The 23,763-nt window shown below is 72.4% G+C and carries 20 protein-coding genes; 11 read left to right on the top strand and 9 right to left on the bottom strand.

The genetic code is table 11. The annotated features are described in order from the left end of the window. Window positions 1–366, top strand: a 366-nt coding sequence (locus FAF44_RS38975) for a CdaR family transcriptional regulator (protein WP_237108393.1), incomplete at its 5' end; no start/stop codon positions are given. Here the strand turns inward: FAF44_RS38975 and FAF44_RS38970 are convergent. Next, a complete protein-coding gene (locus tag FAF44_RS38970; protein ID WP_237108392.1) occupies window positions 332–958 on the bottom strand; it encodes a TetR/AcrR family transcriptional regulator in 627 nt (208 codons plus the stop codon). The two genes, FAF44_RS38975 and FAF44_RS38970, sit on opposite strands and share 35 nt — an antisense overlap. Before the next feature lie 290 nt (window positions 959–1,248). On the opposite strand from FAF44_RS38970, the gene FAF44_RS38965 reads away from it, so the two are divergent. Then, on the top strand, window positions 1,249–2,676 hold the full coding sequence (locus FAF44_RS38965) for an aldehyde dehydrogenase family protein (protein WP_237108391.1): 1,428 nt from the start codon (window positions 1,249–1,251) through the stop codon (window positions 2,674–2,676). Window positions 2,677–2,730: 54 nt separating this feature from the next. Here the strand turns inward: FAF44_RS38965 and FAF44_RS38960 are convergent, their stop codons facing one another. Both FAF44_RS38960 and FAF44_RS38955 read right to left on the bottom strand, forming a co-directional pair. Next, window positions 2,731–3,807 (bottom strand): serine protease, encoded by a 1,077-nt coding sequence (locus FAF44_RS38960; protein WP_237108390.1) that lies wholly within the window; start codon window positions 3,805–3,807, stop codon window positions 2,731–2,733. A 55-nt stretch (window positions 3,808–3,862) separates the two neighbouring features. Then, window positions 3,863–4,867: a serine protease gene (locus FAF44_RS38955; RefSeq protein WP_237108389.1), complete on the bottom strand. Its 1,005-nt coding sequence runs from the start codon at window positions 4,865–4,867 to the stop codon at window positions 3,863–3,865. A gap of 197 nt (window positions 4,868–5,064) precedes the next feature. Here FAF44_RS38955 and dxr point away from each other — a divergent pair, with 197 nt between their 5' ends. Both dxr and ispG read left to right on the top strand, forming a co-directional pair. Beyond that, entirely contained in the window at window positions 5,065–6,255 is a 1,191-nt protein-coding gene (gene dxr, locus FAF44_RS38950) for a 1-deoxy-D-xylulose-5-phosphate reductoisomerase (protein ID WP_237108388.1), read from the top strand. Window positions 6,256–6,294: 39 nt separating this feature from the next. Next, window positions 6,295–7,461, top strand: a complete 1,167-nt coding sequence (gene ispG / locus FAF44_RS38945; RefSeq protein ID WP_237108387.1) for a flavodoxin-dependent (E)-4-hydroxy-3-methylbut-2-enyl-diphosphate synthase — start codon at window positions 6,295–6,297, stop codon at window positions 7,459–7,461. Between the two features lie 55 nt (window positions 7,462–7,516). On the opposite strand, the gene FAF44_RS55205 is transcribed toward ispG, so the two are convergent. Further along, the gene (locus FAF44_RS55205; RefSeq protein ID WP_308193456.1) at window positions 7,517–9,685 is read right to left on the bottom strand and encodes a fibronectin type III domain-containing protein; all 2,169 of its coding nucleotides are present in this window, start codon (window positions 9,683–9,685) and stop codon (window positions 7,517–7,519) included. Window positions 9,686–10,009: 324 nt separating this feature from the next. On the opposite strand from FAF44_RS55205, the gene FAF44_RS38930 reads away from it, so the two are divergent. Further along, window positions 10,010–11,587, top strand: a complete 1,578-nt coding sequence (locus tag FAF44_RS38930; RefSeq protein ID WP_237108386.1) for an alpha/beta hydrolase — start codon at window positions 10,010–10,012, stop codon at window positions 11,585–11,587. A gap of 72 nt (window positions 11,588–11,659) precedes the next feature. Continuing rightward, a complete protein-coding gene (locus tag FAF44_RS38925) occupies window positions 11,660–12,502 on the top strand; it encodes a GNAT family N-acetyltransferase (RefSeq protein WP_237108394.1) in 843 nt (280 codons plus the stop codon). Between the two features lie 11 nt (window positions 12,503–12,513). Here FAF44_RS38925 and FAF44_RS38920 read toward each other — a convergent pair whose 3' ends face one another. From FAF44_RS38920 to FAF44_RS38910, 3 genes are all read right to left on the bottom strand, one after another. Beyond that, the gene (locus tag FAF44_RS38920) at window positions 12,514–14,199 is read right to left on the bottom strand and encodes a SpoIIE family protein phosphatase (RefSeq protein ID WP_237108385.1); all 1,686 of its coding nucleotides are present in this window, start codon (window positions 14,197–14,199) and stop codon (window positions 12,514–12,516) included. Window positions 14,200–14,268: 69 nt separating this feature from the next. Beyond that, window positions 14,269–14,646, bottom strand: a complete 378-nt coding sequence (locus FAF44_RS38915) for a DUF3037 domain-containing protein (RefSeq protein ID WP_237108384.1) — start codon at window positions 14,644–14,646, stop codon at window positions 14,269–14,271. Beyond that, a complete protein-coding gene (locus FAF44_RS38910; RefSeq protein WP_237108383.1) occupies window positions 14,643–15,458 on the bottom strand; it encodes a HipA family kinase in 816 nt (271 codons plus the stop codon). Before FAF44_RS38910 ends, FAF44_RS38915 begins: the two co-directional genes overlap by 4 nt. A gap of 144 nt (window positions 15,459–15,602) precedes the next feature. Here FAF44_RS38910 and FAF44_RS38905 point away from each other — a divergent pair, with 144 nt between their 5' ends. After that, entirely contained in the window at window positions 15,603–16,577 is a 975-nt protein-coding gene (locus tag FAF44_RS38905; RefSeq protein WP_237108382.1) for a helix-turn-helix domain-containing protein, read from the top strand. Between the two features lie 120 nt (window positions 16,578–16,697). Beyond that, window positions 16,698–17,225, top strand: coding sequence for a TetR/AcrR family transcriptional regulator (locus tag FAF44_RS38900; protein WP_237108381.1), 528 nt, complete (start codon window positions 16,698–16,700; stop codon window positions 17,223–17,225). Window positions 17,226–17,228: 3 nt separating this feature from the next. Here FAF44_RS38900 and FAF44_RS38895 read toward each other — a convergent pair whose 3' ends face one another. Together FAF44_RS38895 and FAF44_RS38890 are read right to left on the bottom strand one after the other, a co-directional pair. Further along, window positions 17,229–18,101: a TIGR03619 family F420-dependent LLM class oxidoreductase gene (locus FAF44_RS38895; RefSeq protein ID WP_237108380.1), complete on the bottom strand. Its 873-nt coding sequence runs from the start codon at window positions 18,099–18,101 to the stop codon at window positions 17,229–17,231. Further along, on the bottom strand, window positions 18,098–19,345 hold the full coding sequence (locus FAF44_RS38890) for an LLM class flavin-dependent oxidoreductase (protein WP_237108379.1): 1,248 nt from the start codon (window positions 19,343–19,345) through the stop codon (window positions 18,098–18,100). Before FAF44_RS38890 ends, FAF44_RS38895 begins: the two co-directional genes overlap by 4 nt. Before the next feature lie 89 nt (window positions 19,346–19,434). Between FAF44_RS38890 and FAF44_RS38885 the strand changes: the two genes are divergently transcribed. The 3 genes from FAF44_RS38885 to FAF44_RS38875 all read left to right on the top strand — a co-directional run. Next, a complete protein-coding gene (locus FAF44_RS38885) occupies window positions 19,435–20,247 on the top strand; it encodes an LLM class F420-dependent oxidoreductase (protein WP_237108378.1) in 813 nt (270 codons plus the stop codon). Between the two features lie 106 nt (window positions 20,248–20,353). After that, window positions 20,354–22,162, top strand: coding sequence for a serine/threonine-protein kinase (locus tag FAF44_RS38880; protein ID WP_237108377.1), 1,809 nt, complete (start codon window positions 20,354–20,356; stop codon window positions 22,160–22,162). Window positions 22,163–22,267: 105 nt separating this feature from the next. Then, window positions 22,268–23,763: serine/threonine-protein kinase (locus FAF44_RS38875; protein ID WP_237108376.1), on the top strand; the 1,496-nt coding region annotated here is incomplete at its 3' end.

Genomic DNA, 23,763 nt, shown 5'->3' with positions numbered 1-23,763 from the left:
GGGGATGGGCGTGCTGGGGTGGTCGTCAGGTTCGATGAGCTGGCGGGGCAGGGGTTGCTCAGTCTGCTCGACCCGGCCGCCGCCCACGCGTTCTCGGCCGCGGTCCTGGCCCCGCTCACCGCGTACGGCTCCAAGGCCGACCTCGTCGGGTCGCTGCGCGCGTACCTGGACAGCAACGGCCACTGGGACGCGGCGGCGCAGAAGCTGGGCGTGCACCGCCACACCCTGCGCTATCGCATGAGACGCGTCGCCGACCTGCTCGGCCGCGACCTCGACGACCCGGGCACCCGCGCGGAGCTGTGGCTCGCCCTGGAGGCGGCCAGGCGGGGGCCTATTCCTGCTTCACCACCAGGTAGCAGCAGATGACCGCCGTCGTCACCGCCTCGTACGTGCGCCCGTCGCGCAGGTGCCCGGCCCGTTCCAGGGAGATCGCCCCCTGTGCCGCCGCCCAGAGCGCGTCCGCGATCTTGCGGGGCTGGGTGGGGGTCAGGTAACCGGCCGAGATGCAGTCGGCGATGACGCGGTCGAGGATGTTCAGGGCCGCGCGGGCCAGTGTCCGGGCGCGTTCGCTGGGCTCGAAGCCGGGGATCGCCCGTTCGAACATCAGGCTGTAGTAGCCGGGCTCGGTCAGGCACGCCTGCCGGTAGGCGGGGCCGAGCGCGTGGAGTTGCTCCAGCGGGTCGCGCCGCTGCGGCACCGCCTCCAGGATGCGGCGAAAGCGTTCGAAGCCCTCCAGGTAGAGCGCCTCGGCCAGGCCCTCCCGGTTGCCGAACATCGTGTAGATGACGGTCGTGGTGCAGCCGGCCTCCGCCGCGATCCGGCGCATCGTGAGGCTTTCCGGCCCGTCGGTACGCAGCAGGTTCACCGCGACGTCGAGGAGGCGTGAACGGAGCTCGTCGTGGCCGGCGCGCTCACCCATCGCGTAGGCGCCCTGCAGCCCCAGAGGCGCCGAGGTCATGAGAGCTCCCCTGCCACCAAGGAACTCCGTGTCCTTGTGACCTCACGCTGCTGGGTCACGGGGCCCACGCCTTTCTGCTCGGGGGCCCGCCGCGCTGGAGACCCGCACTCGATGACTTAGCCATAGCGGAGATCGCTCAAACCACTCCGCATGGTAAACATCCCGAATTGGGTCTACTTCCGTTACATCATGGGTATACAACAGGGCTTGTACTTAACGGTGGGCCCTCGTGGGACTGTTGTGCATCCTGGTGTAAATCCCCGGTCTGTGGCGTGGCATAACGTCGAGGTATGGACGTGCGTACCTTCTGGCTGGCCGGCCGCGCCGCGACCGGTGACACCGAGCTGACCGTCACCAACCCTCACGACGGACGCGAGGTCGGCAGGCATTCCGTGCCGACCGACGCCCAGGTCGAGGAGGCCGTCGCCGCCGCCTCGGCGGTCGCCGGGCAGGCCGCCGCGCTGCCCGTCCACGTACGGGCCGAAGCCCTGGCCCACGTGTCACGGCGGATCGCGGAGCGGGCCGACGAGATCGCCCGGTTGATCACGGCCGAGAACGGCAAGCCCATCCTGTGGGCCCGGGGCGAGGTCGGGCGGGCGGTGGCCACGTTCCGCTTCGCCGCCGAAGAGGCCCGCCGCTGGTCCGGCGACGTGCAGCGGCTCGACACCGAGCCGGCCGCCACCGGCCGCCTGGCCTACGTCTCCCGTGTCCCCTACGGCCCTGTGCTGGCGATCACCCCGTTCAACTTCCCGCTGAACCTCGTCGCCCACAAGGTCGCCCCGGCGATCGCCGTCGGTGCTCCCGTCATCGTCAAGCCCGCCCCCGCCACGCCGCTGTCGTCGCTGCTCCTCGGTGAGATCCTGGCCGAGACCGACCTGCCGGCCGGCATGTTCTCCGTGCTGCCGATCGAGAACGACCGCGCGCCGGCGCTGGTCCAGGACCCCCGGCTGCCGGTCGTGTCGTTCACCGGCTCGGCCCCGGTCGGTTACGCCATCGCCGACCAGGTGCCGCGCAAGCACGTGACGCTGGAGCTGGGCGGCAACGCCGCCGCCGTCGTGCTGGCCGACGCCGACCTCGACTGGGCCGCCCAGCGCATCGCGCTCTACTCCAACTACCAGGCCGGGCAGAGCTGCATCGCCGTGCAGCGGGTGATCGTCGAGGAGCCGGTGCACGACGCGTTCGTCGAGCGCCTGCTGCCCGCCGTGGCCGGCCTCGTCACCGGGGACCCGGCCGACGAGAAGACCCAGGTGGGACCGCTGGTCTCGGAGGCCGCCGCCGAGCGGGTCGAGCAGTGGGTGAAGGAGGCGGTCGCGGCCGGGGCCAAGGTGCTCGCGGGCGGCGTCCGCGAGGGGGCGACGTTCGCCCCGACGGTGCTGGCCGACGTGCCGCCCGGGGCCAAGGTGGCGTGCGAGGAGGTCTTCGGGCCCGTCATGATCCTCCAGCGGGCGGCCTCGGTGGACGAGGCGTACGCGCTGGTCAACGACTCGAAGTACGGGCTGCAGGCCGGGGTGTTCACCCGCTCGCTGGACGCCGCCTTCCGGGCGAACCGGGAGCTGGAGGTGGGCGGCGTGATCATCGGCGACGTGCCGTCGTACCGGGCCGACCAGATGCCGTACGGCGGGGTCAAGGATTCGGGGATCGGGCGCGAGGGGCTGCACTCGGCCATGGAGGACCTGACGTACGAGAAGGTCATGGTGCTGACCGGGCTGACGCTCTGACCCAGGGGTCTGCGGAGCCGGGCCGGCGGGAGCCGCCGATCCGGCCCGCCCGGGTCAGGCGCGTTCGGCCGTGCCGAAGATGTCCTTGACGGCGTCGCCGAAGTACGGCCCGTACATCGTGCGCCGGTCGTCGCTGTACTTGAAGCTGCTCAGCGAGGTGATCGTGCCCTTGCCGGTGACGGTGTCGAACCTGGTCAGCCACGGCCCGCCGCTGGAGCCGGCCGTCATGTCGCAGCCCAGGCCCTGGTCCTTGGTCTGGTTGTACGGGTCTTTCTTGAGCCGTCCGGCGCAGTAGACCAGGTGGTTCCCGTCGTACGGCGGGTCGGCGGGGTAGCCGAAGCCGAACGCCTGCCCGCCCCGGTCCGCGTTGAACCCGATCTCCTGGGTGCCGACGACGTCGGCCACGTGCCTGCCGCGCGAGGTGGCCAGGGCCACCATGCCGACGTCGAAGTTGTCGTCGCCGCTGCGCGACCAGGGGCCGGCGACGAACATGCGGCGGGCGGTGTAGCGGCCGTACGGGTGCGCCGGGCCCACGCGGTCGTAGCCGGGGACGAACGTCCAGTTCGCCGCCCACTCGCCCGCCCCGTCCTTGACGCAGTGGCCCGCGGTGACCACGACGTCCTTGTTGGCGCTCCTGACGGTGCTCGCCGAGCAGACGAAGTCGTTGCCCGCCACGGTCAGGAACACCCGGCCGGTGGTCCTGGAGACCAGGCCGCCGGTCATCCAGCGGGAGCCGATGGTGCTGGCCTGCGGCCGGGCGGCGGCCAGGTGCCGCGTGCCCATGAGCCGGCGGGCCAGCGTGAGGTCGGCCGGCCCGCCCGGCGCGCCGGGGGCGGAGAGCAGGCCCGTGCGGCCGGTCACGCCGTCCGTCAGGCCGGTCACGACGCCGAGCAGGCCGATCGGGAGAGCCTTGGCCATGCGCTCCGGCGTCCAGTAGCCGAGCACCCGCCGCTGGTCGGCGGCGCTGCGGGCGGCCACGTGCTCGACCACGTCGCTCCTGCCGGACACGTGCGCGGGAGCGACCGCCGCCGGGACGGCCTGCTGGTGGCCGGGAGTCGCGCCGAGGAGCGCGGGGCCGATCAGCCCCGCCAGGAGCGGTCCTGCCGCAAGCAGGGGGGTGCTCAAGGTCATGCCCCCCGAGTGTGCACTACGAGATGTGTTCTAGTGACTACTTTCGGTAAATTGCTCAGAGTGTGTTGGCCGTCTGCGCCGACCGGTAGACGGCCTGGGCCTCGTTGCCGAAATAGGGGCCGAACATCGTGTCGGGCGCGGTGCTGTATTTGAAGCTGTTCACCGAATTCTGGGTGCCGAGCCCGGTCGACTCGTTGAAGTTCAGCATCCACGGCCCCCCGCTGGAGCCGCCGGTCATGTCGCAGGTCAGGCCCTGGTCGCCGGTGCCGGCGGTGTCGTCGAACGTCCTGCCGCTGCAGTGGACCAGCTTCGAGCCGTCGTACGGGGCCGCCGCCGGGTAGCCGAAGGCGTGCGTCTGGCGGCGTCTCGGCTGGTTGAAGGCCACTCCTTGGCCGCCGACGGCGTCCACCAGCGTCCTGCCGTTCAGCGGCGCGACCACGGCGGCGGCGACATCGAAGCCGATGTCCTCGCCCGCGTTCCACTGCGGCGTGGTCAGCAGCCTGGTGGCGGCCCAGGTGCCGAGAGGGCGCGCGCCCCTGTCGTAGCCGGGGACGAAGACCCAGTTCGTGTGGAAGGCGCCGTTCATCTTCACGCAGTGGCCGGCGGTCAGCACGACGCTCTTGTTGGCGCTGGTCACGGCGGTGCCGGAGCAGGAGGCGTTGCGGCCCTGGGCGGTGAAGAAGACCCGCCCGGTGGTGCGCGTCACCGCGCCGCCGCCGGTCCAGGCCCCTCCGGGGTTCCTGGCCGCCTGCGTCTCGATGCCGCGGCTGGGCGGGGCCGTGAACGTGGCGCCCTGCTGGGGCGTGCCCGGTTGCCCCTTCGGGGCCGGCGGCCGTACGGGCTGGGCGGCCTCCATGCGGCCCTCGGTCCAGTACGTGATGACCTGCTTGCGTTCGGCGGCCGTGTCGGCGGCGGCCTGCTGGACGGGCCTGGGCCGCATGGACAGGCCGTCGGCCAGGGCCGGGGCCGCGCCGACGGGGGTCCCAGCGGGGGTCAACGTGGCGGTGAGCGCGGCGGCGAGGGTGGCGGTGGTGGTGAGCAGGGTACGGCGGCGGGGCATGAGAAACCTCCCTGAAGCGGATATGAGCTTGGAAGGTAGCCGCCGCAATATCCGTGTTTCTCGGGATTTGCGCATTCCGATATGACGGTATTCCGGGATGAATTAACTGCCCTCTCGTGCGTCACTCGGGTGGCGGAACCGGCGGCCGTCCGGGTCCCGCGTGCCCGAGCGCGCCGCGCAGCGGGGACAATGGACACGTGCATGAAGAGACCCTCCGCTCCGTCGTCGTGCTCGGCTCCACCGGATCTGTCGGCACCCAGGCCCTCGATGTCATCGCCGCCCACCCCGGCGGGTTCAAGGTCGCTGGCCTGGCGGCGGGCGGCGGCAGGGTCGAGCTGCTGGCCGAGCAGGCGGCCGAGTTCGGGGTCGAGGTCGTGGCGGTGGCCGACGCCTCGGCCGTGCCGGCGCTGAAGGAGGCGCTGGCGGCGCTCGGGGCCCGTCCCACCGTGCTGGCCGGCCCCGAAGGGGTCGCCGAGGTGGCCGGGTGGCCGTGCGACGTGGTGCTCAACGGCATCACCGGCGCGCTCGGGCTGACCTCCACGCTCGTCGCGCTGGAGGCGGGCCGCACGCTCGCGCTGGCCAACAAGGAGTCGCTGATCATCGGCGGGCCGCTGGTCAAGCGGCTGGCCAAGCCGGGGCAGATCCTGCCGGTCGACTCCGAGCACTCGGCGGTGCAGCAGTGCCTGTGGGCCGCGAGTCCGGGCGGCTACGACCCCTCGTGCGTCAAGCAGCTCGTGATCACCGCCAGCGGCGGGCCGTTCCGGGGCCTGCGGCGCGAGGAGATGGGCGAGGTCACGCCGCAGATGGCGCTGGCGCACCCCACCTGGTCGATGGGCCCGTACATCACGATCAACTCCGCCACTCTGGTCAACAAGGGGCTGGAGGTGATCGAGGCGCACCTGCTGTTCGACATCGGCTTCGACCGCATCGAGGTCGTCGTGCACCCGCAGTCGATCATCCACTCCATGGTCGAGTACGTCGACGGCTCCACGATCGCCCAGGCCAGCCCGCCCGACATGCGGCTGCCCATCGCCCTCGCGCTCGGCCACCCCAGGCGCCTGCCGGGCGCCGCGCGGGCCATCGACTGGACCGGGGCGCACACCTGGACGTTCGAGCCCCTCGACGACGTGGCGTTCCCGTCCGTCGCGCTGGCCAGGCACGTGGGCGGCGCGGGCGGCACCGCGCCGGCCGTCTACAACGCCGCCAACGAGGTGTGTCTCGACGCGTTCATCGAGGGCGGGCTGCCGTTCCTGAGCATCGTCGACACCGTGGCCAAGGTCGTCGAGGAGCACCAGGTGACCCCCGCCGACTCCATCGAAGAGGTGCTGGCGGCCGATGCCTGGGCCCGCGCCCGTGCGGCCGAGCTCACGGCTGGGCAGTCCCGCTAGCTACCTAAACTGGATAGCGTCGTCACATTAAGGGTTGAAATGTCTTCTGTAGCTCTCGGCATCCCGACGGTACGCCCGAAGCCGCTCGCCGATCGCCGCCACTCCCGGCAGATCATGGTCGGCAGCGTGCCCGTGGGCGGCGACGCCCCCGTGTCGGTGCAGTCGATGACGACCACGGTCACCGCCGACGTCAACGCCACCCTGCAGCAGATCGCCGAGCTGACGGCGTCCGGCTGCCAGATCGTGCGTGTCGCCGTGCCGTCCCAGGACGACGCCGACGCGCTGCCCATCATCGCCAGGAAGTCGCAGATCCCGGTGATCGCCGACATCCACTTCCAGCCGAAGTACGTCTTCGCCGCCATCGACGCGGGCTGCGCGGCCGTCCGGGTCAACCCCGGCAACATCAAGAAGTTCGACGACAAGGTGGGCGAGATCGCTCGGGCGGCCGCCGCGGCCGGCGTCCCGATCCGCATCGGCGTCAACGCCGGCTCCCTCGACCCCCGCCTGCTCCAGAAGTACGGCAAGGCCACCCCCGAGGCGCTGGTGGAGTCGGCGCTGTGGGAGTGCTCCCTGTTCGAGGAGCACGGCTTCCGCGACATCAAGATCTCGGTCAAGCACAACGACCCGGTCGTGATGATCAACGCCTACCGCCTGCTGGCGGCCAAGTGCGACTACCCCCTGCACCTCGGCGTCACGGAGGCCGGCCCGGCCTTCCAGGGCACCGTCAAGTCCGCCGTCGCCTTCGGCGCGCTGCTCGCCGAGGGCATCGGCGACACCATCCGCGTCTCCCTGTCGGCCCCTCCGGTGGAGGAGGTCAAGGTCGGCGCGCAGATCCTGGAGTCCCTGGGGCTGCGGGAGCGCGGCCTGGAGATCGTCTCCTGCCCGTCCTGCGGGCGCGCCCAGGTCGACGTGTACACGCTGGCCGAGCAGGTCCAGGCGGGCCTGGAGGGGCTGAAGGTGCCGCTGCGGGTGGCCGTCATGGGCTGCGTCGTCAACGGCCCCGGCGAGGCCCGCGAGGCCGACCTCGGCGTGGCCTCGGGCAACGGCAAGGGGCAGATCTTCGTCAAGGGCGAGGTCATCAAGACCGTCCCCGAGTCGCAGATCGTCGAGACGCTGATCGAAGAGGCGCTGCGGCTGGCCGAGGAGATGGGCGTCGAGATCGACCTCGACGAGGAGAGCACCGGCCCCACGGTCACGGTCGGCTAGCACCGCCGCGCGGCCCCGCCCGCGACGATCGGCGAGCGGGCGGGGCGCGGGGTGCTCAGGCGCAGGTGTAGCCGGACGGGAGCGTCGTGTCGCCGTTCGGGCGGGACACCTGGAAGCCGGCGCTGCCGTTGCTCGCTCCCGCGGGGATGGCGCCGTTGTGGGCGACGTTCCTGATGGTGACGTTCTGGCCGCTGGTGGTGACGGTGCCGTTCCACGAGCCGGTCACGGTGTGACCGGCCGGCAGGGTGAAGGTGACCGTCCAGCTCGTGATGGCCGCGGTGCCGGTGTTGGTGACCGTGAGCGGCTGGATGACGTAGCCGGTGGCCCACTGGGTCTGTACGGTGCCGGTGGCCGCGCACGCCCCGGTGGATCCGCCCGGCTGGGTGGTGACCTGCGCGGTGTTCGACACCGGCGAGGTGTTGCCCGCGGCGTCCCTGGCCCGGACCTGGTAGCGGTAGGTGGTGTTCGGGGTCAGGCCGGTGTCGGCGAACGAGGTCGTGGCCGAGGTGCCGGCCTGGGTGAACGTGCCGCCGCTCGCGCCGGGCGCGCGCAGCACGTCGTAGCCCGTGACGCCGGTGTCGTCGGTGGACGCCGTCCAGGACAGCGTGACGCCGGTGGCCGTCGTCCCGGAGGCGGTCAGGCCGGACGGGGCCGTGGGCGGCGAGGTGTCCCCGCCGCCGGCGGTCGTGGTGAAGGTGACCGTGGCCGAGGCGGGCGACAGGTTGCCCGCGCCGTCGCGGGCCCGCACGTACACCTGGTACTGGGTGTTCGCGGTCAGGCCGGTGAGGGTGATCGAGTTGGTGGCCGACTGGCCGAGTCGCGGGTCGGTGGCGCCCTGCTCGCGGTACACGTCGTAGCCGGCCAGGCCGGAGCCGCCCTGGTCGGTGGAGGCCGTCCAGGTGAGCGTGGCGCCGGTGGCGGTGACGTTGCCGGCGGACGGGGCGCCGGGGGTGGTGGGCGCGGTGGTGTCGCCGCCGCCGTCGGTGAGCGTGGGGGTGGTCCAGTCCCGCCATTCGGCCAGGTTGCCGCTCTTGGCGGCGGCGATCCGCATCGTCCCGGTGTAGCTGCCGGTGTTCAGCAGGAACTTCTGGATGTTCTGCTGCAGCGGGGTGCGCCATTCGGACCTGGTGGCACAGTGGGTGCCGTCCTGGACGTCCGACCAGTAGGTGAGGTTGCCGCCCGCGCCGAGCGCCTTGTAGACCTCCGCGCCGCCCAGCGCGCCGACGCTGGCGGACCTGGCGGCGAGCCAGTCGATGTGCGGGTTGTCCATGATGAACAGGCCGCGCGGCGCGATCATGCCGACGACGGAGTGCGTGTCCACCGGCAGGCGGGCGGGGCTGCCGGTGAAGGTGCCGAACGCGTCGCCGAGCCACGGCTGCTCGGAGTAGGCGCTGCTGAGCGGCTGGGCGCCGCTCTCGCCCGGGATCGAGCGGAAGGCCGCGACGCCGCCGCTGCCGGACTCGATCGGCATGGTCAGCGCGATGCGCTGGTCGAGGGCGCCGACGACGAAGGCGCCCTTGCCGTAGCGGGAGCAGCCGGTGACGCCGGTCGCGTCGGCCCGCAGGATGCTCCCGCCCGACTGCTCGATGACGTCGATGATCCGGCTGACGCCCCAGGCCCAGGCGGCCAGGACGCCGGTGCCGCTGGTCGCGCCGTAGACGGTGTAGAACGCGCCCTGCTTGTTGGTGCGCGGCGTGCCCTCCCTGCCGACGGCGAGGGGGTCGTAACTGATGACGGCGGCGCCGGCCGCCTTGATCGTGGCGGTGTCGGCCCCGAGCCCGCCCAGGACGACGACCGCGGGGAAGGGCCCGGTGCCGCTCGGCAGGTCGACGCCGGCCGAGAAGCTCGCGCTCCTGCCGTTGTGCGAGACGTTGACGCTGATGCCGGTCCTGGAGACCGTCCCGGTGACGTTGGCGGGTTTGGCGGGTTTCTCGCCGTAGACGAACTTCTCCGCCAGTCTCTTGGTCTCCTGCCGCAGGCAGCGCCAGTCGGCCTTGGTGGCGATGCGGGTGCCGTCCAGCTTCCTGAAGGGGTCGGGGAGCCTGGCGGTGGTGGGCAGGGAGCCCGCGTCGGGCAGGCCGGGCACGGCGCAGTCGGCGCCCTCGTCCTCGACCCCTGCGGCCGCGGCGGCCTGGGTGGGTGCGGCCGTCAGCGCTCCCATGACCGAGAGCGTCGCCGCCGTCAGCAGCGCGACGAGTCTGGAGCGGGCCAAGCCGGTGATCACAAGGCTCTCCCTTCGGAGGTGGGCGTCGGCGCTCAGTCTGCGAATCTGATCGAAACATGTCAATGATCAGTCGAAATGTTTCAACGATGATTGACTTTGTGCCGCCTCTGCCTGGTGGAACTCCGTCGAGGGTTCCGAAAGTATCGGAAACTAACTGAAAGATCGGGGTGTCGGGCTGCTCTGGTGTCCCGACGGCGAAAGTTTCGGTCCGGTTACAGACTGCCATGGAACAATCACAGATCGGCAAGCCTTTCCCCATACCCCGCGTCACCGCCCCTCGCCCGCGGGAGCATCTCCAGGGCCTATGACAGGGAAGGGGGCCGGGTGAAGCGGGTAGTGGGGGTTGTCGCCGGACTGGCGGTGCTCGTCGCAGGGGTCGTGAGCGGGGACGGGCCGGCTATGGCCGGGAGAAGGGCGCCGGTGGCGTGGGGGGCCTGTACCGCCGAGGCGGGCAAGACCGCCTCGGCCGCCCTGGAATGCGGCACCGTACGCGTGCCGCTCGACTACCGGCAGCCGACGGGGCGGTCGATCACGATCGCGGTCAACCGGATCAGGGCCAAGGTGTCCAAGGGCGCCGGCCATCTCGGCACGCTGCTGGTCAACCCGGGAGGGCCGGGGGCGTCCGGGCGGAACCTGACCGAGTACGTGGCCAGGTCGCTGTCGGCCGACGTGGCCGAACGGTACGACATCGTCGGATTCGACCCGCGCGGCGTCGGCGCGAGCGAGCCGTCCATGCACTGCGTGGACCCCGCCGCGTACTACCGGGCCCCGAGGGCCGACGCGGTGCCGCACAGCAAGGTGGAGGAGCGGGCGCTGCTCGCCCGCGCCTCCGAGTACGCCTCCCGCTGCGGCCAGCTCTGGTCCTGGCTGCTGCCGCATCTCACCACTGAGAACTCCGCCAGGGACATGGACGCCATCCGCGCCGCCCTCGGCGAGGAGAAGATCAGCTACCTCGGCTACTCGTACGGCACCTACCTGGGCGCCGTCTACGCCACCCTGTTCCCGGGCCGCGTCAGGCGCCTGGTCATGGACAGCACGGTGGGGCCGACCGGCGTCTGGTACGAGTCGAACCTCAAGCAGAACCGCGCCTTCGAGCGCCGCCACCGCCAGTTCCTGGCCTGGACCGCCCGGCACAACGACGTCTACAAGCTGGGCGCCACGTCCAAGCAGACGTCGTTCGCCTACTACGCGATGCGCGACCGGCTGCGCACGCACCCGGTCGGCGGCGTCGTGGGGCCGAGCGAGCTCGACGACACCTTCACCGTGGCGGGCTACAGCGACCGGGTCTGGCCCCAGTTCGCGCAGGCGTGGTCCTCCTACGTCCGGCAGGGCGACGCGAAGGGCCTCACCGACATCTACAACAGGCACGGCAAGAACGACTCCGACGACGAGAACGGCTACGCCATCTATCTCGGCGTCCAGTGCCGTGACGCCCGCTGGCCGCGCCAGTGGGACAGGTGGCGCACCGACATGACCGCGATGCACCGCGAAGCGCCCTTCCTGACCTGGCCGAACGCCTGGTTCAACGCCCCGTGCGCGTTCTGGCCGGTGCCCGGGGGCACGCCGGTGAAGATCCAGACCTCGCCGAAGCTGCCTCCGTTCCTCATCCTCCAGTCCCGCTACGACGCCGCGACCCCGTACCACGGGGCGCAGGAGATGGCCAAGCTGTTCCCGCGCGCCCGCCTGGTGCTCGACCGGGGCGGCAACCACGGCATCTCGCTCTCGGGCAACACGTGCGTGGACGGGCACCTGGCCGCCTACCTGCGTAACGGCACCCTGCCCCGGCAGGACTCGGCCTGCGCGGCGTCGCCCGACCCGCGCCCGGCCGAGCACATGTCGGCCAAGAGCGGCGCGGGTCTGATCGGCGTCCTGGGGGTGCTCGAAAGGCTTACCGCCCGCTGACGTCAAGAATGGGTCACCGTGGGCAGCGCCGGATGAGCTAATCGGTGCCCGTTCGCGTAGTCTGACCATGTGATGCTGCGTACATCGGCGTCGCGCGTGCTCGACGACAACGACCGGGACGAAGTCCTCGCCCTGCTGGACTCCGACCCGGTCGCCAACGTCTTCGTCGCCTCTCGGGTACGGGCCGTCGGACTCAACCCGGCCCGGCTCGGTGGGCAGATGTGGGGGTTCGGGCAGCGCGGTGGCCTCGTGTCGCTCTGTTACGCCGGCGCCAACATGGTGCCGGTCAACGCCGGCCCCGAGGCCGTGCACGCGTTCGCCGACCGTGCCCGGAAGCAGGGGCGGCGCTGCTCGTCCATCGTGGGGCCGGTGGACGCGGTCGCGCTGCTGTGGGAGCGCCTGGAGCCGCACTGGGGGCGGGCGCGGGCGATCCGCTGGGCGCAGCCCGTCATGGCCATCTCCGGCCGGCCGCTCGTCCGCCCCGATCCGCTGGTGCGGCGGGTGCGTCCGGACGAGTTCGACACGCTGCTGCCCGCGTGCGTGGCGATGTTCACCGAGGAGGTCGGCGTCTCGCCCAACCTCGGTGACGGTGGAGCGCTCTACCGCACGCGGGTGGCCGAGCTGATCAGGATCGGGCGCTCGTACGCGCGGATCGACGACGGCCGGGTGGTGTTCAAGGCCGAGGTGGGGGCCGTCACGCCGCACGCCTGCCAGATCCAGGGCGTCTGGGTCGCCCCCGAACTGCGGGGCGGCGGGCACGCGGTGGCGGGCATGGCCGCCGTGGTCGAGGCCGCCACGAGTTGCTTCGCCCCCGTCGTCTCCCTGTACGTCAACGACTACAACCACGCGGCCAGGGCGGTCTACCGGAAGGTGGGCTTCCACGAGGTCGACACCTTCATGTCCGTGCTGTTCTAAGGGCCGCGCCGTCAGCCGGGGACGCGCAGGGTGAGCAGGGCGACGTCGTCGTCGTTGTCCGACGGGCGGACCCGGGTGAGCAGCCGGTCGCAGTAGTCGTTCAGGGGATGGCGGGCCAGCGCGGCGGCCTGCCGGCTCAGCCGGGCCAGGCCCACGTCGAGGGAGTGGCTGGGCGACTCGACCAGGCCGTCGGTGTAGAGCACCACGGTCGAGCGCGGCGGCAGCTCGACCACGGCGTCCTCGCGGTCGGGGCCGAAGCCGGTGCCGAGCAGCAGGCCGGCAGCCCCTTCCAGGAAGCGGGTGCGGCCGTCGCTCTCGACCAGCAGCGGCGGCGGGTGACCCGCGTTGGTCCAGCGGAACCGCCAGCCCCCGTCGCAGCGCTCGGCGCGGGCGAAGACGACGGTGGCCATCGTGGGCTCGTCCATCCGGCCCACCGCCTGGTCGAGCCGTTCCATGATCGCGCTGGGCGGTTCCCCCAGCTCCCCGGCGTACGCGCGCAGCATGTTGCAGACCTGCGCCATGCCCGACGCGGCGTCGAGGTCGTGCCCCACCACGTCGCCGATCACCAGGCCCGCCGCGCCGTCCGACAGCACGAACGCGTCGTACCAGTCGCCGCCGACCTGGGAGGCGCGCGGCGCGGGCACGTAGCAGGCGCCCATCTCCAGGCCCGGTACGGACGGCAGCCGGGGCAGCAGGTGGCGCTGCATGGTCTCGGCGACCCGCCGCTGCCGCTCGTACAGGCGGGCGTTGTCCAGTGCCAGGCCCGCCCGGCGGGCGATGTCCTCCACCAGCAGCAGATCGTCGATCGTGTACGGCTGGGCCCGCTCGGAACGTCCGAGGGTCAGGGCGCCGACCACGTCGCGTACGCCGCGGATCGGCGCCGTGCACGCCGACTGGATGCCGGTGGTCTCGAACAACTCCCGCTGCACCCGCGCGATGCTTGAATCCGAGGGCTGCCGCTCGTAGTCCGCGGGGCTCACCAGCGTCGCGGTGACCCCGCGCAGCGCCCGCGCGAGGGGCATCGTGTCCTCGCGCGAGACCCGCGGCATCGGCCGCTCCAGGTCGACGCGATGGGCCAGGACGCCGTTCTCGTAGTGGACCACGGCCGCGCGGGTCACCTCGCCCTCCTCGGTGAGCAGGTCCACCACCGCCCATTCGGCCAGCAGCGGCACCACCAGGCGGACGAGCTGGCGCAGCGACTCGTCGACGTCGAGGCTCGCCGTGAGCGTCGTGGTGGTCTCCGCGAGCAGCGCCAGCCGCTCGGGCTCCGACATCGACGCGGCCGAGCGCACCCGCTCCCGCTGGTCGAGCCCGGCCGAGCCGATCTCGTGGAAGATCACCAGCGCCCCGGCCTCGTTCTCGCCGTACCGGGACGGCGTGACCATCCAGGAGATCCGCATCAGCGAGCCGTCACCGCGCTCCAGCCACACGTCCTCGCCGTGCGCGGTGTCGCTGGTGAGCAGGGGCTGGCGCATCACGCACCGGCTGCGCGGCAGCGGCTCGCCGCGCGGCCCCCGGTGCAGCAGGTCGTGGGCGTCGCGGCCGATCAGCTCGGCGGCGGTGCGGCGGAGCAGCAGCTCGGCCTGATGGTTGACCTCGACGACCCGGCCGCGGTCGTCGACCACGTACGTCCCCGCATGGGTGAGATCGCTCAGCCGGAACGTGTGCTCGCCGACGGAACGCTCGGCATCCCCCATCGGCCGGCCCCTCCTTCCCCCTTCCCGCGTTCCTACCCAGCGGCCACCCTCATCACCGCTGGTCAGGGGCTAAATGCGGACGAGCTTGTCGAAAAGCCGGGCCAGCTCGGTGCCGGGGTCGGTGGTCAGGCCCGCGTGCACCGGGCCCGCCTGGACGATCGTGCTGCGCGGCGCGGTCAGCCAGCGGAACCGGCCGCCGAGCGGCTCGCCCGCCAGCGGCCCGCACGCGTCGCCGCAGGCCAGCTCGTACGCGCCGAGCGCCCGCCGCACCCCGTCGAGGTCGGCGTGCGGGTCGAGGGCGCGCAGCCGGACCGGGTCGAGCTCGACCCGGGCGCACAGGTAGTCGCGCGGCTGGCAGTAGAGCAGCACCCCCGCGTTGATCTGCTCGCCCCGCTCGACCCTGGGCACCACCCGGATCACCGCGTACTCGTAGACGTCCCTGCTCACCGGCCGCCGCCTCCCCGCCAGAACTCGCCGACCGATCCGGGGCCCGCCTTGCGGGTCTCGGGCTGCTGCTGGAACCTGAGCCACTCGCGCGGCCCGTGCGCCCGCCGCAGGAGATGATCGACGTAGGCCGCGCGGACGTCGCCGGGGGAGCCGAAGCCCGGCTCGCCGGCCAGCCACTCGTCCGGCACCAGGGCTGTCACGCCCTCCAGCAGCTCCCGCGTGATCCCCCCGGCCAGCTCCGCGCCCGCCGCCTCGACGTCGCCCGCGTACGGGGCGAGCACGTGGTCGCCCGCGTCGAACGGCCGCTGCGGGTCGGCGGTGCGCCAGTTGTGGTGGAACCAGAGCGCCGCCCCGTGGTCGATCAGCCAGGTGTCGTGGTGCCAGACCAGCAGGTTGGGGTTGCGCCAGCTCCGGTCGATGTTGTGGATGAGGCCGTCGAACCACACCACCCGCGCCGCGAACAGCGGATCGGCCGCCCACCCGAGCGGGTCGAAGCCGAGCGCCCCCGGCAGGAAGTCGACCGCCAGGTTGAGCCCCGTGCTGGCCTTGAGCAGCTCCTGGACCTCGTGGTCGGGCTCTCTGACGCCGAGCTGCGGGTCGAGGTCGATGAGCTTCAGCTCCGGGGTCCGCAACCCCAGGCGGCGGCCCAGCTCGGCCGCGACGATCTCGGCGACCAGCACCCGCCGGCCCTGGCCGGCCTCACGGAACTTCACCACGTACGTGCCGAGGTCGTCGGCCTCGACGACGCCGGGGAGCGAGCCGCCCTCCCGCAGCGGGGTGACGTAACGGGTGGCCGCGATCTTTTCGAGCACGAGACGAGGCTATCGCCCCTGGCACCCCGGCCTGATCGGGGCGGAAGCCGGCCAGGTCACGGATGCGCCGCGATGATCATCACGAACCTGTCCGGCGGGGACGAGCCACCGTAAAGTGGTGCCGACAGGGGGATCGAGGGATCGATGCTCAGGATTCACTTCACCGCCGACGATCTACGGCTCACCCGGCTGGCGCAGGCCCCCGACCCCTTCTGGGAGATCGTGTTCAGCCGGCACCGGCTCGCCGACCCCGCTCCGCCGGCGGCGCTGCGTCCGTGGCTGGAGGCGATGCGGGGGCAGGGGGAGCGGCTGCGCCGCCACGAACGGGTGGTGGCCGCGCTGGTCCCGTTCGGCCCCTACTTCCCCGACTTCCTCACTCCCGCGGAAGGCGTCCACGGGTTCGACGCCGGGTTGCGGGCCATCCTGAGCACCCCGCGCGCCCGGCTGCGCGCGGAGATGCGGACGCTGGCGCGTTCGTCGCCGCTGCCGTCCGGATGGGGCCGGCGGCTGGCCGAGGGCGAGACGGCGACGCTGATGAACCTGGCGGCCACGCTGCGCGCCTACCACTCCATCGCCATCGCGCCCTACCTCGACGTCATCAGCGCCGCCGTCGCCGCGGAGTCCGCCCGCAGGCTGCGCGACCTGGCCGAGGGCGGCCCCGACGGCCTGCTGAGCGGGCTGGCCCCGCTCATGCGCTGGCGTCCCCCGGTGCTCGAGGTCGACTACGACGTGGACCGTGACATGCACCTCGACGGCCGCGGGCTGCTGCTGATCCCGTCGTACTTCTGCCGGCGCGTGCCGGTCGCCCTGGCGGATCCCGGCCTGCCGCCGACGCTGGTCTACCCGATCGACCCCGACGCCCACTTCCGCCGGCCGGCGAATTGCACGACGTCGCTGGTCGCCCTGCTCGGCGCGACGCGCGCGACGGTGCTGGCCGCGATCGACGGCGGGGCCACCACCACGCAACTGGCCGCGCGCGCCGCCACGTCCGCCGCCTCCGTCAGCCGGCACACCCGGGTGCTGCGCGACGCCGGGCTGATCGAGACGCACCGCCACGGCACCGCGGTTCGGCACGTGCTCACCTCGCTGGGACGCACGCTGCTGTCCGCCGGTCAGTAGCGTTCGTACCTTTTACGCCCACGTGCAAAGGCTGGCCCGCCGCCGGGCCCGCCGACATACTGATCTTCCTGCCTGGGCCTCCCGTACGCACGCGTATGGAAGGCTGGCCAGGTGGGACGGTTGAACGCGGACGACTGGGCGCGGGCCGCGCTGGAGGCGCTGGCGGAAGGCGGGCTGGCCGCCGTCGCCGTCGAGCCGGTCGCGGTGCGGCTCGGCGTGTCCAAAGGCAGCTTCTACTGGCACTTCCGCAACCGGCGGGCGCTGGTGGAAGCCGCGTTGCGGCGGTGGGAGACCGGGACCGAGCAGGTCATCGCCGAACTGGAGACGGTACGCGAGCCGGTGGCGCGCATGCGGGCCCTGCTGGGGCGGGCCTTCGGCGACCGGCACGACGCGGCCGTCTCCTTCCGGCTGATCAGCGAGGCCGACGACCCGGAGGTGCGCGAGGTCGCGCGGCGGGTGAGCGAGCGGCGGCTGGCGTACATGCGCGCGACCCTGGAAGAGGCCGGCCGGCCGCCGGACGAAGCGGCCCGCCGGGTGCTCGCCGGGTACGGCACCTACCTGGGGCTGGCGGCGCTGGCCCGGGTCGGGGTGGCCGGCGAGGCGCCCCCCGAGCTGGTGGAGATCGTCATGGCCGAGCTCGGGCTGTGACCGTCACATCCGGGCGATGACCTCCTCGGCGAAGCGCTCCATGGTGGCGATCTTGAGCTCCAGGCTGCCCTCGCCGTGCTTGGCCTTCTCCTCGGGCGTGGCCAGCCACCAGGGGGCCGCCATCGTCCCGGTCACCCCCTTGGCCGCGAAGCGCCGGTAGGTGTCCGCGTCCGGGAGCACCGCGAGGGGCGCGATCACCTCGAAGCCCTCCAGGGACCGGCCGTTCGCGTCGAGGTGGCGGCGCAGGGCGTCCAGCACGACGTCGAACTGCTCCTCGGTGTAGATGCGGTTGCCGATCCAGCCGTCGCCCAGCCTGGCCGCCCGCCGCAGGGCCGCCTCGCTGTCGCCGCCCACGTAGACGGGGATCGGCCCGCCCGGAGTGGGCGAGATCGTCAGCGGCGGCAGCCCGTCGAGCGCGACCGTCTCGCCCGCCCAGAGCGAGCGCAGCACGGGTAACATCGCATCCAGGCGGCGGCCACGCGTGTGGAAGTCCTGGCCGGTGCCGACGAACTCCTCCTTGCACCACCCCACCCCCACGCCGAACGTCACCCGCTCGCCCGACAGCACCGCCGCCGTGGAGACCTGCTTGGCCACGGTGAACACGTCACGGGCCGGGGCGATGTACACGTTCGGGGAGAAGCGCAGCGTGGCGGTGACGGCGGCCATGGCGCCGATCGTCACCCAGACGTCCGGCCAGTGCGTGCTCGCGTCCCAGCGCGGCCGGCCCGACTTCGAGTACGGGTACGGGGAGGCGAAGTCGGCGTGGAAGAGGTGGTCGGAGAGCGTGAAGGTGTCGAACCCGCACCGCTCGGCCGCCCGCGCCAGCTCCACGAACTGCCCGGTCTCGACGAACGAGGCCCCCAGCCAGAACCTCATCGGAACTCCGGGGCGACCTTGGTGGCGAACAGTTCCAGGTTGCGCTTGACCGTGTCCAGGGGCAGCACGCCCTGCTGGCCCTGCATGTACAGGCCGAACCATTCGAGGTCGGGCATCCGGTCGAGCATGCGCTGGATGCCGCGCTTGACGTCGTCGGGGGTGCCGAACAGGGCCATCTCGACGTCGTTCATGCGCTTGGCGTCGCCTTTCTCAGGGGAGATCGGCTTGTGCTTCTCGTCCTCCTTCTTGCGCAGCACCTCCAGGTAGCCGAACGGGCCGAAGAAGGCGGCGAAGTCCTTGGGGATGCTGCGGCCGAAGGTGTTGATGGCCTCCTCGGTGGTGTCGGCGATGCCGACGATCTTGAGGATGCCGGTGTGCTCGCCGAGCCGGTAGTGGCGGCCCTGCCTGGCGGACTCCTCCTGGTAGAGCTTGGCCTTGGCGGCGTGCTCGTCGGGGTTGGGGGTGAACATCCACGGCAGGATGTTCTCCTGGGCGGCCCTGATGACCGACCGGTCGGAGATGGTGAACGGCTGCCACAGCTCGGGGTGCGGGTTCTGGTACGGCCTGGGGCAGACGGAGACGGATGTGATCGTGCCGGTGTCGTCCAGCTCGTCCGGGGCGCCGAAGGTGCGGGTCCACTCCTGGGCCGGCCAGCCTTCGATGCCCTCGTACGGGAAGGGCACCTGGTAGTCGAGCACGTCCGACTTGTAGCGGATGGTCTCCTGCGTCCACGCCATCTTCATGATCTTCAGGACCTCGCCGAAGACGTCGAAGTTGCGGGTGTCGGACGCCGAGCCGTCGGAGCGGGCGGCGGCGGCGTGCCAGCGCTGGCCCAGGACGTTCATCCAGCGGTTCTGGTAGCCCCGCGCGACGCCGAGGCGCAGTCGTCCCTTGGAGAACTGGTCGAGCAGCGCCACGTCCTCGGCGGCCCGGATCGGGTCCCACGCGGGCAGGACGAGGCCGAGCGGCGCGAGCAGGATGCGCTCGGTCCTGGCGGCCAGGTCGGTGAGGAACATCAGCGGGTTGACCGAGAACTCCATGCCTTCGGAGTGGAAGTGGTGCTCGGTCATCATCAGCGCGTCGAACCCGACCTGGTCGGCGTGGACGGCTATCTCCCGTACCTCGTGCAGCAGCCTCTGGTACGAGTCCGTGTCCCGCCCGATGGGGCGTTTCGCCCTGGCGTTCTCCTCGGCGGCGTAACCAGAGCCTGGAATTTGCGGATTCAGGAAGATAGAGAACTTCACCGTGGACCTCTTTCCGCGGGATGGTCTTCTGCAAGGTACTCTGGAAATCTTAACCGAGCAATCGCTTGGTTTACTGTGGGAGGTCCCGGATGAGGCTTGGCGTGACGATGTTCGCGACGGATCTGGCCATGCCGGTCCACGAACTCGCCAAGGCGGCCGAGGAACGCGGATTCGACTCGCTGTACGTGCCGGAACACACCCACATCCCCGTCTCGCGGCGCACGCCGTACCCGGCCGGGCCGGGGGGAGAGTTGCCCGAGGAGTACAGGCGCACCCTCGACCCGCTGGTCGCCCTCTCCTACGCGGCGGCGGTCACCCGCACGCTGCGTGTCGGCACCGGCATCCTGCTCGCCGCCCAGCGCGACCCCATCGTCACCGCCAAGGCCATCGCCACCCTCGACCACCTGTCCGGCGGGCGCGCGGTCGTGGGGATCGGCTTCGGATGGAACGTGGAGGAGATCGAGAACCACGGCGTCCCGTACGGGCGGCGGCGCGAGGTGGCCCGGCGCAACGTGCTGGCCATGCGCGCGTTGTGGCGGGACGAGGTGGCCTCCTTCGAGGGCGTCGAGCCGTCGTGGTCGTGGCCGAAGCCCGTCCGGATGCCGCCCGTCTACGTGGGCGGGGCCGCGGGGCCGAAGCTGTTCGCGCAGGTGGCCGAGTACGCGGACGGATGGATGCCGATCGGCGGGCACGGCGTCAAGGCGGCGCTGCCGGCGCTGCGGGAGTCCTGCGAGAAGGCGGGACGGCCGATGGCGGAGGTGATCCCGTTCGGCACCCGGCCGTCCGGGGAGAAGCTCGACTACTATGCCTCGCTGGGAATCACCCAGGTGGTGGCCATGGTGCCGAGCGCGTCCGCGGACGTGGTGCTGCCCGTGCTGGACGAGTACGCGGCACTGCTGTGACCGCCGGACGCCCGGCGTCGCGATCGCGTGGGGCCGGGCGTCCGGGCTGCCGGTACGTCGGCCGGCTGCCGCTCGCATCCCGGCGTGAGCTGCATAATGGAAGGATATGTCCGAGCTACGTGTTGATGACCCTCAGCAGTTGGGGGCGTACCGGCTGACACGCAGACTCGGCCAGGGCGGCCAGGGGGTCGTCTACCTGGGCCACTCGCCGCAGGACGCGCCGGTCGCGGTCAAGCTCCTGCACGCCAGCCTCTCCGGGGACCCCGGCGCGCGGCGGCGCTTCCTGGGCGAGGTCGAGGCCGTGCGGAAGGTGGCGGCGTTCTGCACCGCGCAACTCCTGGACGCCGACCTCGAAGGAGACCGGCCGTACCTCGTCAGCGAGTACGTGGACGGGCCCTCGCTGCGGGAACTGGTGATCGCCGACGGGCCCCGGCAGGGCGGCTCCCTCGACCGGCTGGCCATCGGCACCGCGACCGCGCTGGGCGCGATCCACCGGGCCGGGGTGGTGCACCGGGACTTCAAACCGGGGAACGTGCTGCTCGGCATCGACGGGCCCCGCGTGATCGACTTCGGGGTGTCGCGGCTGGTGGACACCGCCGTCACCACGACCCACCTGCCCATGGGGACACCCGCCTACATGGCGCCCGAACGGATGAAGGGCGAGGTCGCCGGGCCGCCCGCCGACATGTGGGCCTGGGGGCTGACCGTGGCGTACACGGCCACGGGGCGGCAGGCGTACGCGGCCGAGACCCATCAGGAGGTGCTGGCCCGCGTCCTGTACGGCCAGCCCGACCTCGGGGAACTGGACGGGCGGCTGCGGGAGATCGTCGAGGCGTGCCTGGTCGCCGAGCCGCAGGAGCGGCCGGACGCGGAAGAGGTGCTGCGGCTGCTGCTGGGGCAGGAGGCGGGCGCCGACGTGCTGACCACCGGGGCGATGGCCGCCGTCGAGGTCGAGGACCGGGTCGCCGACGGCGCCGACCGGCGCAAGCCGGTCCGGGAGACGCCGGTCGGCGGGAGCGGGACGCCGGGGACGGGGCCGCTCGCCGCCGTCGTCGGGCTGGGGGCGGCCGAGGCCGAGCCCGGTGTCATCACGGACCCCGACCCGACGACGAGTTTTCCCGCGATCACCGCGCCGTTGCTGGCCGCGCGCGCCAAGGAGAAGGCCGCCCGCGAAGACACGGCCGGGGACGCCGGCTCCGAGTCCACCATGTCCGGGGGCGGTGACGCCGACACCACTCGTGACACCGGCGCGGCCCCCTCTGAGACCGGTGACACCGCTCAGGCTGAGGGCGGCGACACTCGTGCGACCGGGGCTCGCGGCACCGGTTCGGTCGGGGCTCGCGACCCCCGTTCGGCCGGGGCCTGTGACACCGGCTTTTCCACGGCCCCCGGCACCGATGCGGCCGGGGTTCGTGACACCGCTCCGGTCGGCGTCCCGGGCACCGGTTCGGACGTCGCCGAGGCCCCGGCCGGGGGCATGGCCTCCGGGGCCGGGCGTTCGTGGCGTGGGCGGTTGCGGCCCTGGCAGTTGGCGGTGGTGGCGGCCGGGGTGGCGATGGCCATCGCCGGTTTCCTGCTCTGGGCGCTCGGGGCGACCCAGGGCCCCGGGCTGACCGGCGCCTGGACGGGCTCGGCCGAGCACTTCACCGCCAAGCGCGTCTTCCCCATCGAACTGCACCTGACCGGCGACGACGGCGGCGCGATGCGCTGGGGCGCCGACCTCCACTGCTCGGGCCGCCTCGGCCGCTCGGGCAGCGGCATGGTCTTCACCCTCGACCAGGTCCAGGGCAAGGAGTGCTACCCCGGGACGGTCCGGATGATCCCCACCTCGGACGTGAACCGGATGGCCATCAAGGTGACCCGCGACGGTAAGGACGAAGTGACGTATTCGGGCACGGTCGCGCGTACGTCCTGACCGGCTGTGTCACGTTCAGGCGGCGATTGCGCCGGGCACCGTTGACTGTTCGCGGGCGGTTGCCTTCAGTGGAAGGCGGAAGGGTGGCGGCGAGGGGAGGCGCCCGTGCCAACGGCGCAGCCGCTCAGAACGGGGGACCCGCAGCGACTCGGGCAGTACGCGCTTTCCGGCCGTCTGGGTGAGGGTGGGCAGGGCGCGGTGTTCCTCGGTTCTCGGGGCGGGCAGACGTACGCGGTCAAGCTGCTGCACGGGCCCGTGGGGGACGAGCGGGTGGCGTTCCTGCGGGAGGTGGAGCTGGCCAAGCACGTGGCGAGGTTCTGCACGGCCCAGGTGATCGACGCCGGGTTCGACGAGGGCCGTCCGTACATCGTGAGCGAGTACGTGGACGGGCCCTCGCTCGCCCGCGAGGTCGCCCTCACGGGACCTCGGAGCGGCGGCGCGCTGGAGCGCCTGGCGGTCGGCACGGCCACCGCGCTGGCGGCCATCCACCGGGCGGGCATCGTCCACCGGGACTTCAAGCCCCAGAACGTGCTGCTCGGCCCGGACGGCCCGCGCGTGATCGACTTCGGCCTCGCCAAGGCCCTGGACGCCGCCGCCACGGTGAGCGGACGCGGCGTGGGCACCCCCGCCTACATGGCCCCCGAGCAGATCACCGCCCTGGCCGTCACGGGTGCGGCCGACGTCTTCTCGTGGGGCGCGACCATGTGCTTCGCCGCCAACGCCACGGCCCCGTTCGGCCAGGACTCGGTGGCCCCCGTCCTGCACCGCATCCTCACCGCGCCGCCCGAGCTGGGGCGGCTGGACGGGCGGTTGCGCGAGCTCGTGGAGTCCTGCCTGGACAAGGACGCCCGTAACCGGCCGAGCAGCAGGGAGTTGCTGTTCGAGCTGCTGGGGGAGCCGACCGGCGGCCGGCCGCCCCCGCCGCTGGTGCCGGAGCCGCGTTCACCCGACGCGCACCTGCCGGGCGACGGGCCCGGGACGGGTGCGCCGGGTGACGGGCTCCCGGGGGCGTGGCCGGGTGGGACGCCGGCCGGTGAGCCCGTGGGGAGCGGTGGGTGGCCCCCGATGGCCGAGCCCGAGTCGACCGGAGCACCCGGCGACGCCTACCGCCTGTCCCCGGACGATGATCCGCGAGAGCCTGACGCCTCCCCACTCTCTCCGGACACCGGCCCGCGAGCCCTTGGTGCGCGGGGCCTTCCTCCGGACACCGGCCCGCGAGCGCCCGCTGATCACCTCGGCCCGCGAGTACCCGCCGAGCACTTCGGTCCGCGAGCGTCCGCCGATCATCCCGGCTCCGCCGACAGTCCGGCCCCCACCCCGCCGCGCTCCTTATCACCTGGACCCGCCACCAGCGGGCCGCGAAGCGGCGGCAGCGGAGTCGTCTTCAGCACCGGGTCCGGGCCCGCCGCGCCCGGAGAGGCGTCCGACGCCCCTCGTCCCGACCGCGACCGGGGCTGGCCCGGAGCGGCCATCGCGGTCTGCGCGGCCCTGCTGGTCACCGCGGCCGTCCTCCTCCTCGTGATCGTCCCTTCGACGACGCGGACCACCCAGCAGGCGGCCCATCAGGCGGGCGGCGGCCCGCTGCCCACCCCGCCCACTTC

Origin of the sequence: Nonomuraea sp. MG754425 (assembly GCF_021699195.1) — a bacterium.
GTDB lineage: Bacteria > Actinomycetota > Actinomycetes > Streptosporangiales > Streptosporangiaceae > Nonomuraea.
The sequence above is the reverse complement of the archived record's forward strand: the minus strand, read 5'-3'. Positions and strand labels throughout refer to the sequence as shown.

What these genes read in the sequence shown, in the direction of transcription:
- FAF44_RS38970 (WP_237108392.1), bottom strand. Translation starts at nt 958, where the DNA reads ATGACCTCGGCGCCTCTGGGGCTGCAGGGCGCCTACGCGATGGGTGAG.
- FAF44_RS38925 (WP_237108394.1), top strand. Translation starts at nt 11,660, where the DNA reads ATGCTGCGTACATCGGCGTCGCGCGTGCTCGACGACAACGACCGGGAC.
- FAF44_RS38885 (WP_237108378.1), top strand. Translation starts at nt 19,435, where the DNA reads ATGAGGCTTGGCGTGACGATGTTCGCGACGGATCTGGCCATGCCGGTC.
- FAF44_RS38905 (WP_237108382.1), top strand. Translation starts at nt 15,603, where the DNA reads ATGCTCAGGATTCACTTCACCGCCGACGATCTACGGCTCACCCGGCTG.
- FAF44_RS38960 (WP_237108390.1), bottom strand. Translation starts at nt 3,807, where the DNA reads ATGACCTTGAGCACCCCCCTGCTTGCGGCAGGACCGCTCCTGGCGGGG.
- FAF44_RS38880 (WP_237108377.1), top strand. Translation starts at nt 20,354, where the DNA reads ATGTCCGAGCTACGTGTTGATGACCCTCAGCAGTTGGGGGCGTACCGG.
- FAF44_RS38955 (WP_237108389.1), bottom strand. Translation starts at nt 4,867, where the DNA reads ATGCCCCGCCGCCGTACCCTGCTCACCACCACCGCCACCCTCGCCGCC.
- ispG (WP_237108387.1), top strand. Translation starts at nt 6,295, where the DNA reads ATGTCTTCTGTAGCTCTCGGCATCCCGACGGTACGCCCGAAGCCGCTC.
- FAF44_RS38965 (WP_237108391.1), top strand. Translation starts at nt 1,249, where the DNA reads ATGGACGTGCGTACCTTCTGGCTGGCCGGCCGCGCCGCGACCGGTGAC.
- FAF44_RS38920 (WP_237108385.1), bottom strand. Translation starts at nt 14,199, where the DNA reads ATGGGGGATGCCGAGCGTTCCGTCGGCGAGCACACGTTCCGGCTGAGC.
- FAF44_RS38895 (WP_237108380.1), bottom strand. Translation starts at nt 18,101, where the DNA reads ATGAGGTTCTGGCTGGGGGCCTCGTTCGTCGAGACCGGGCAGTTCGTG.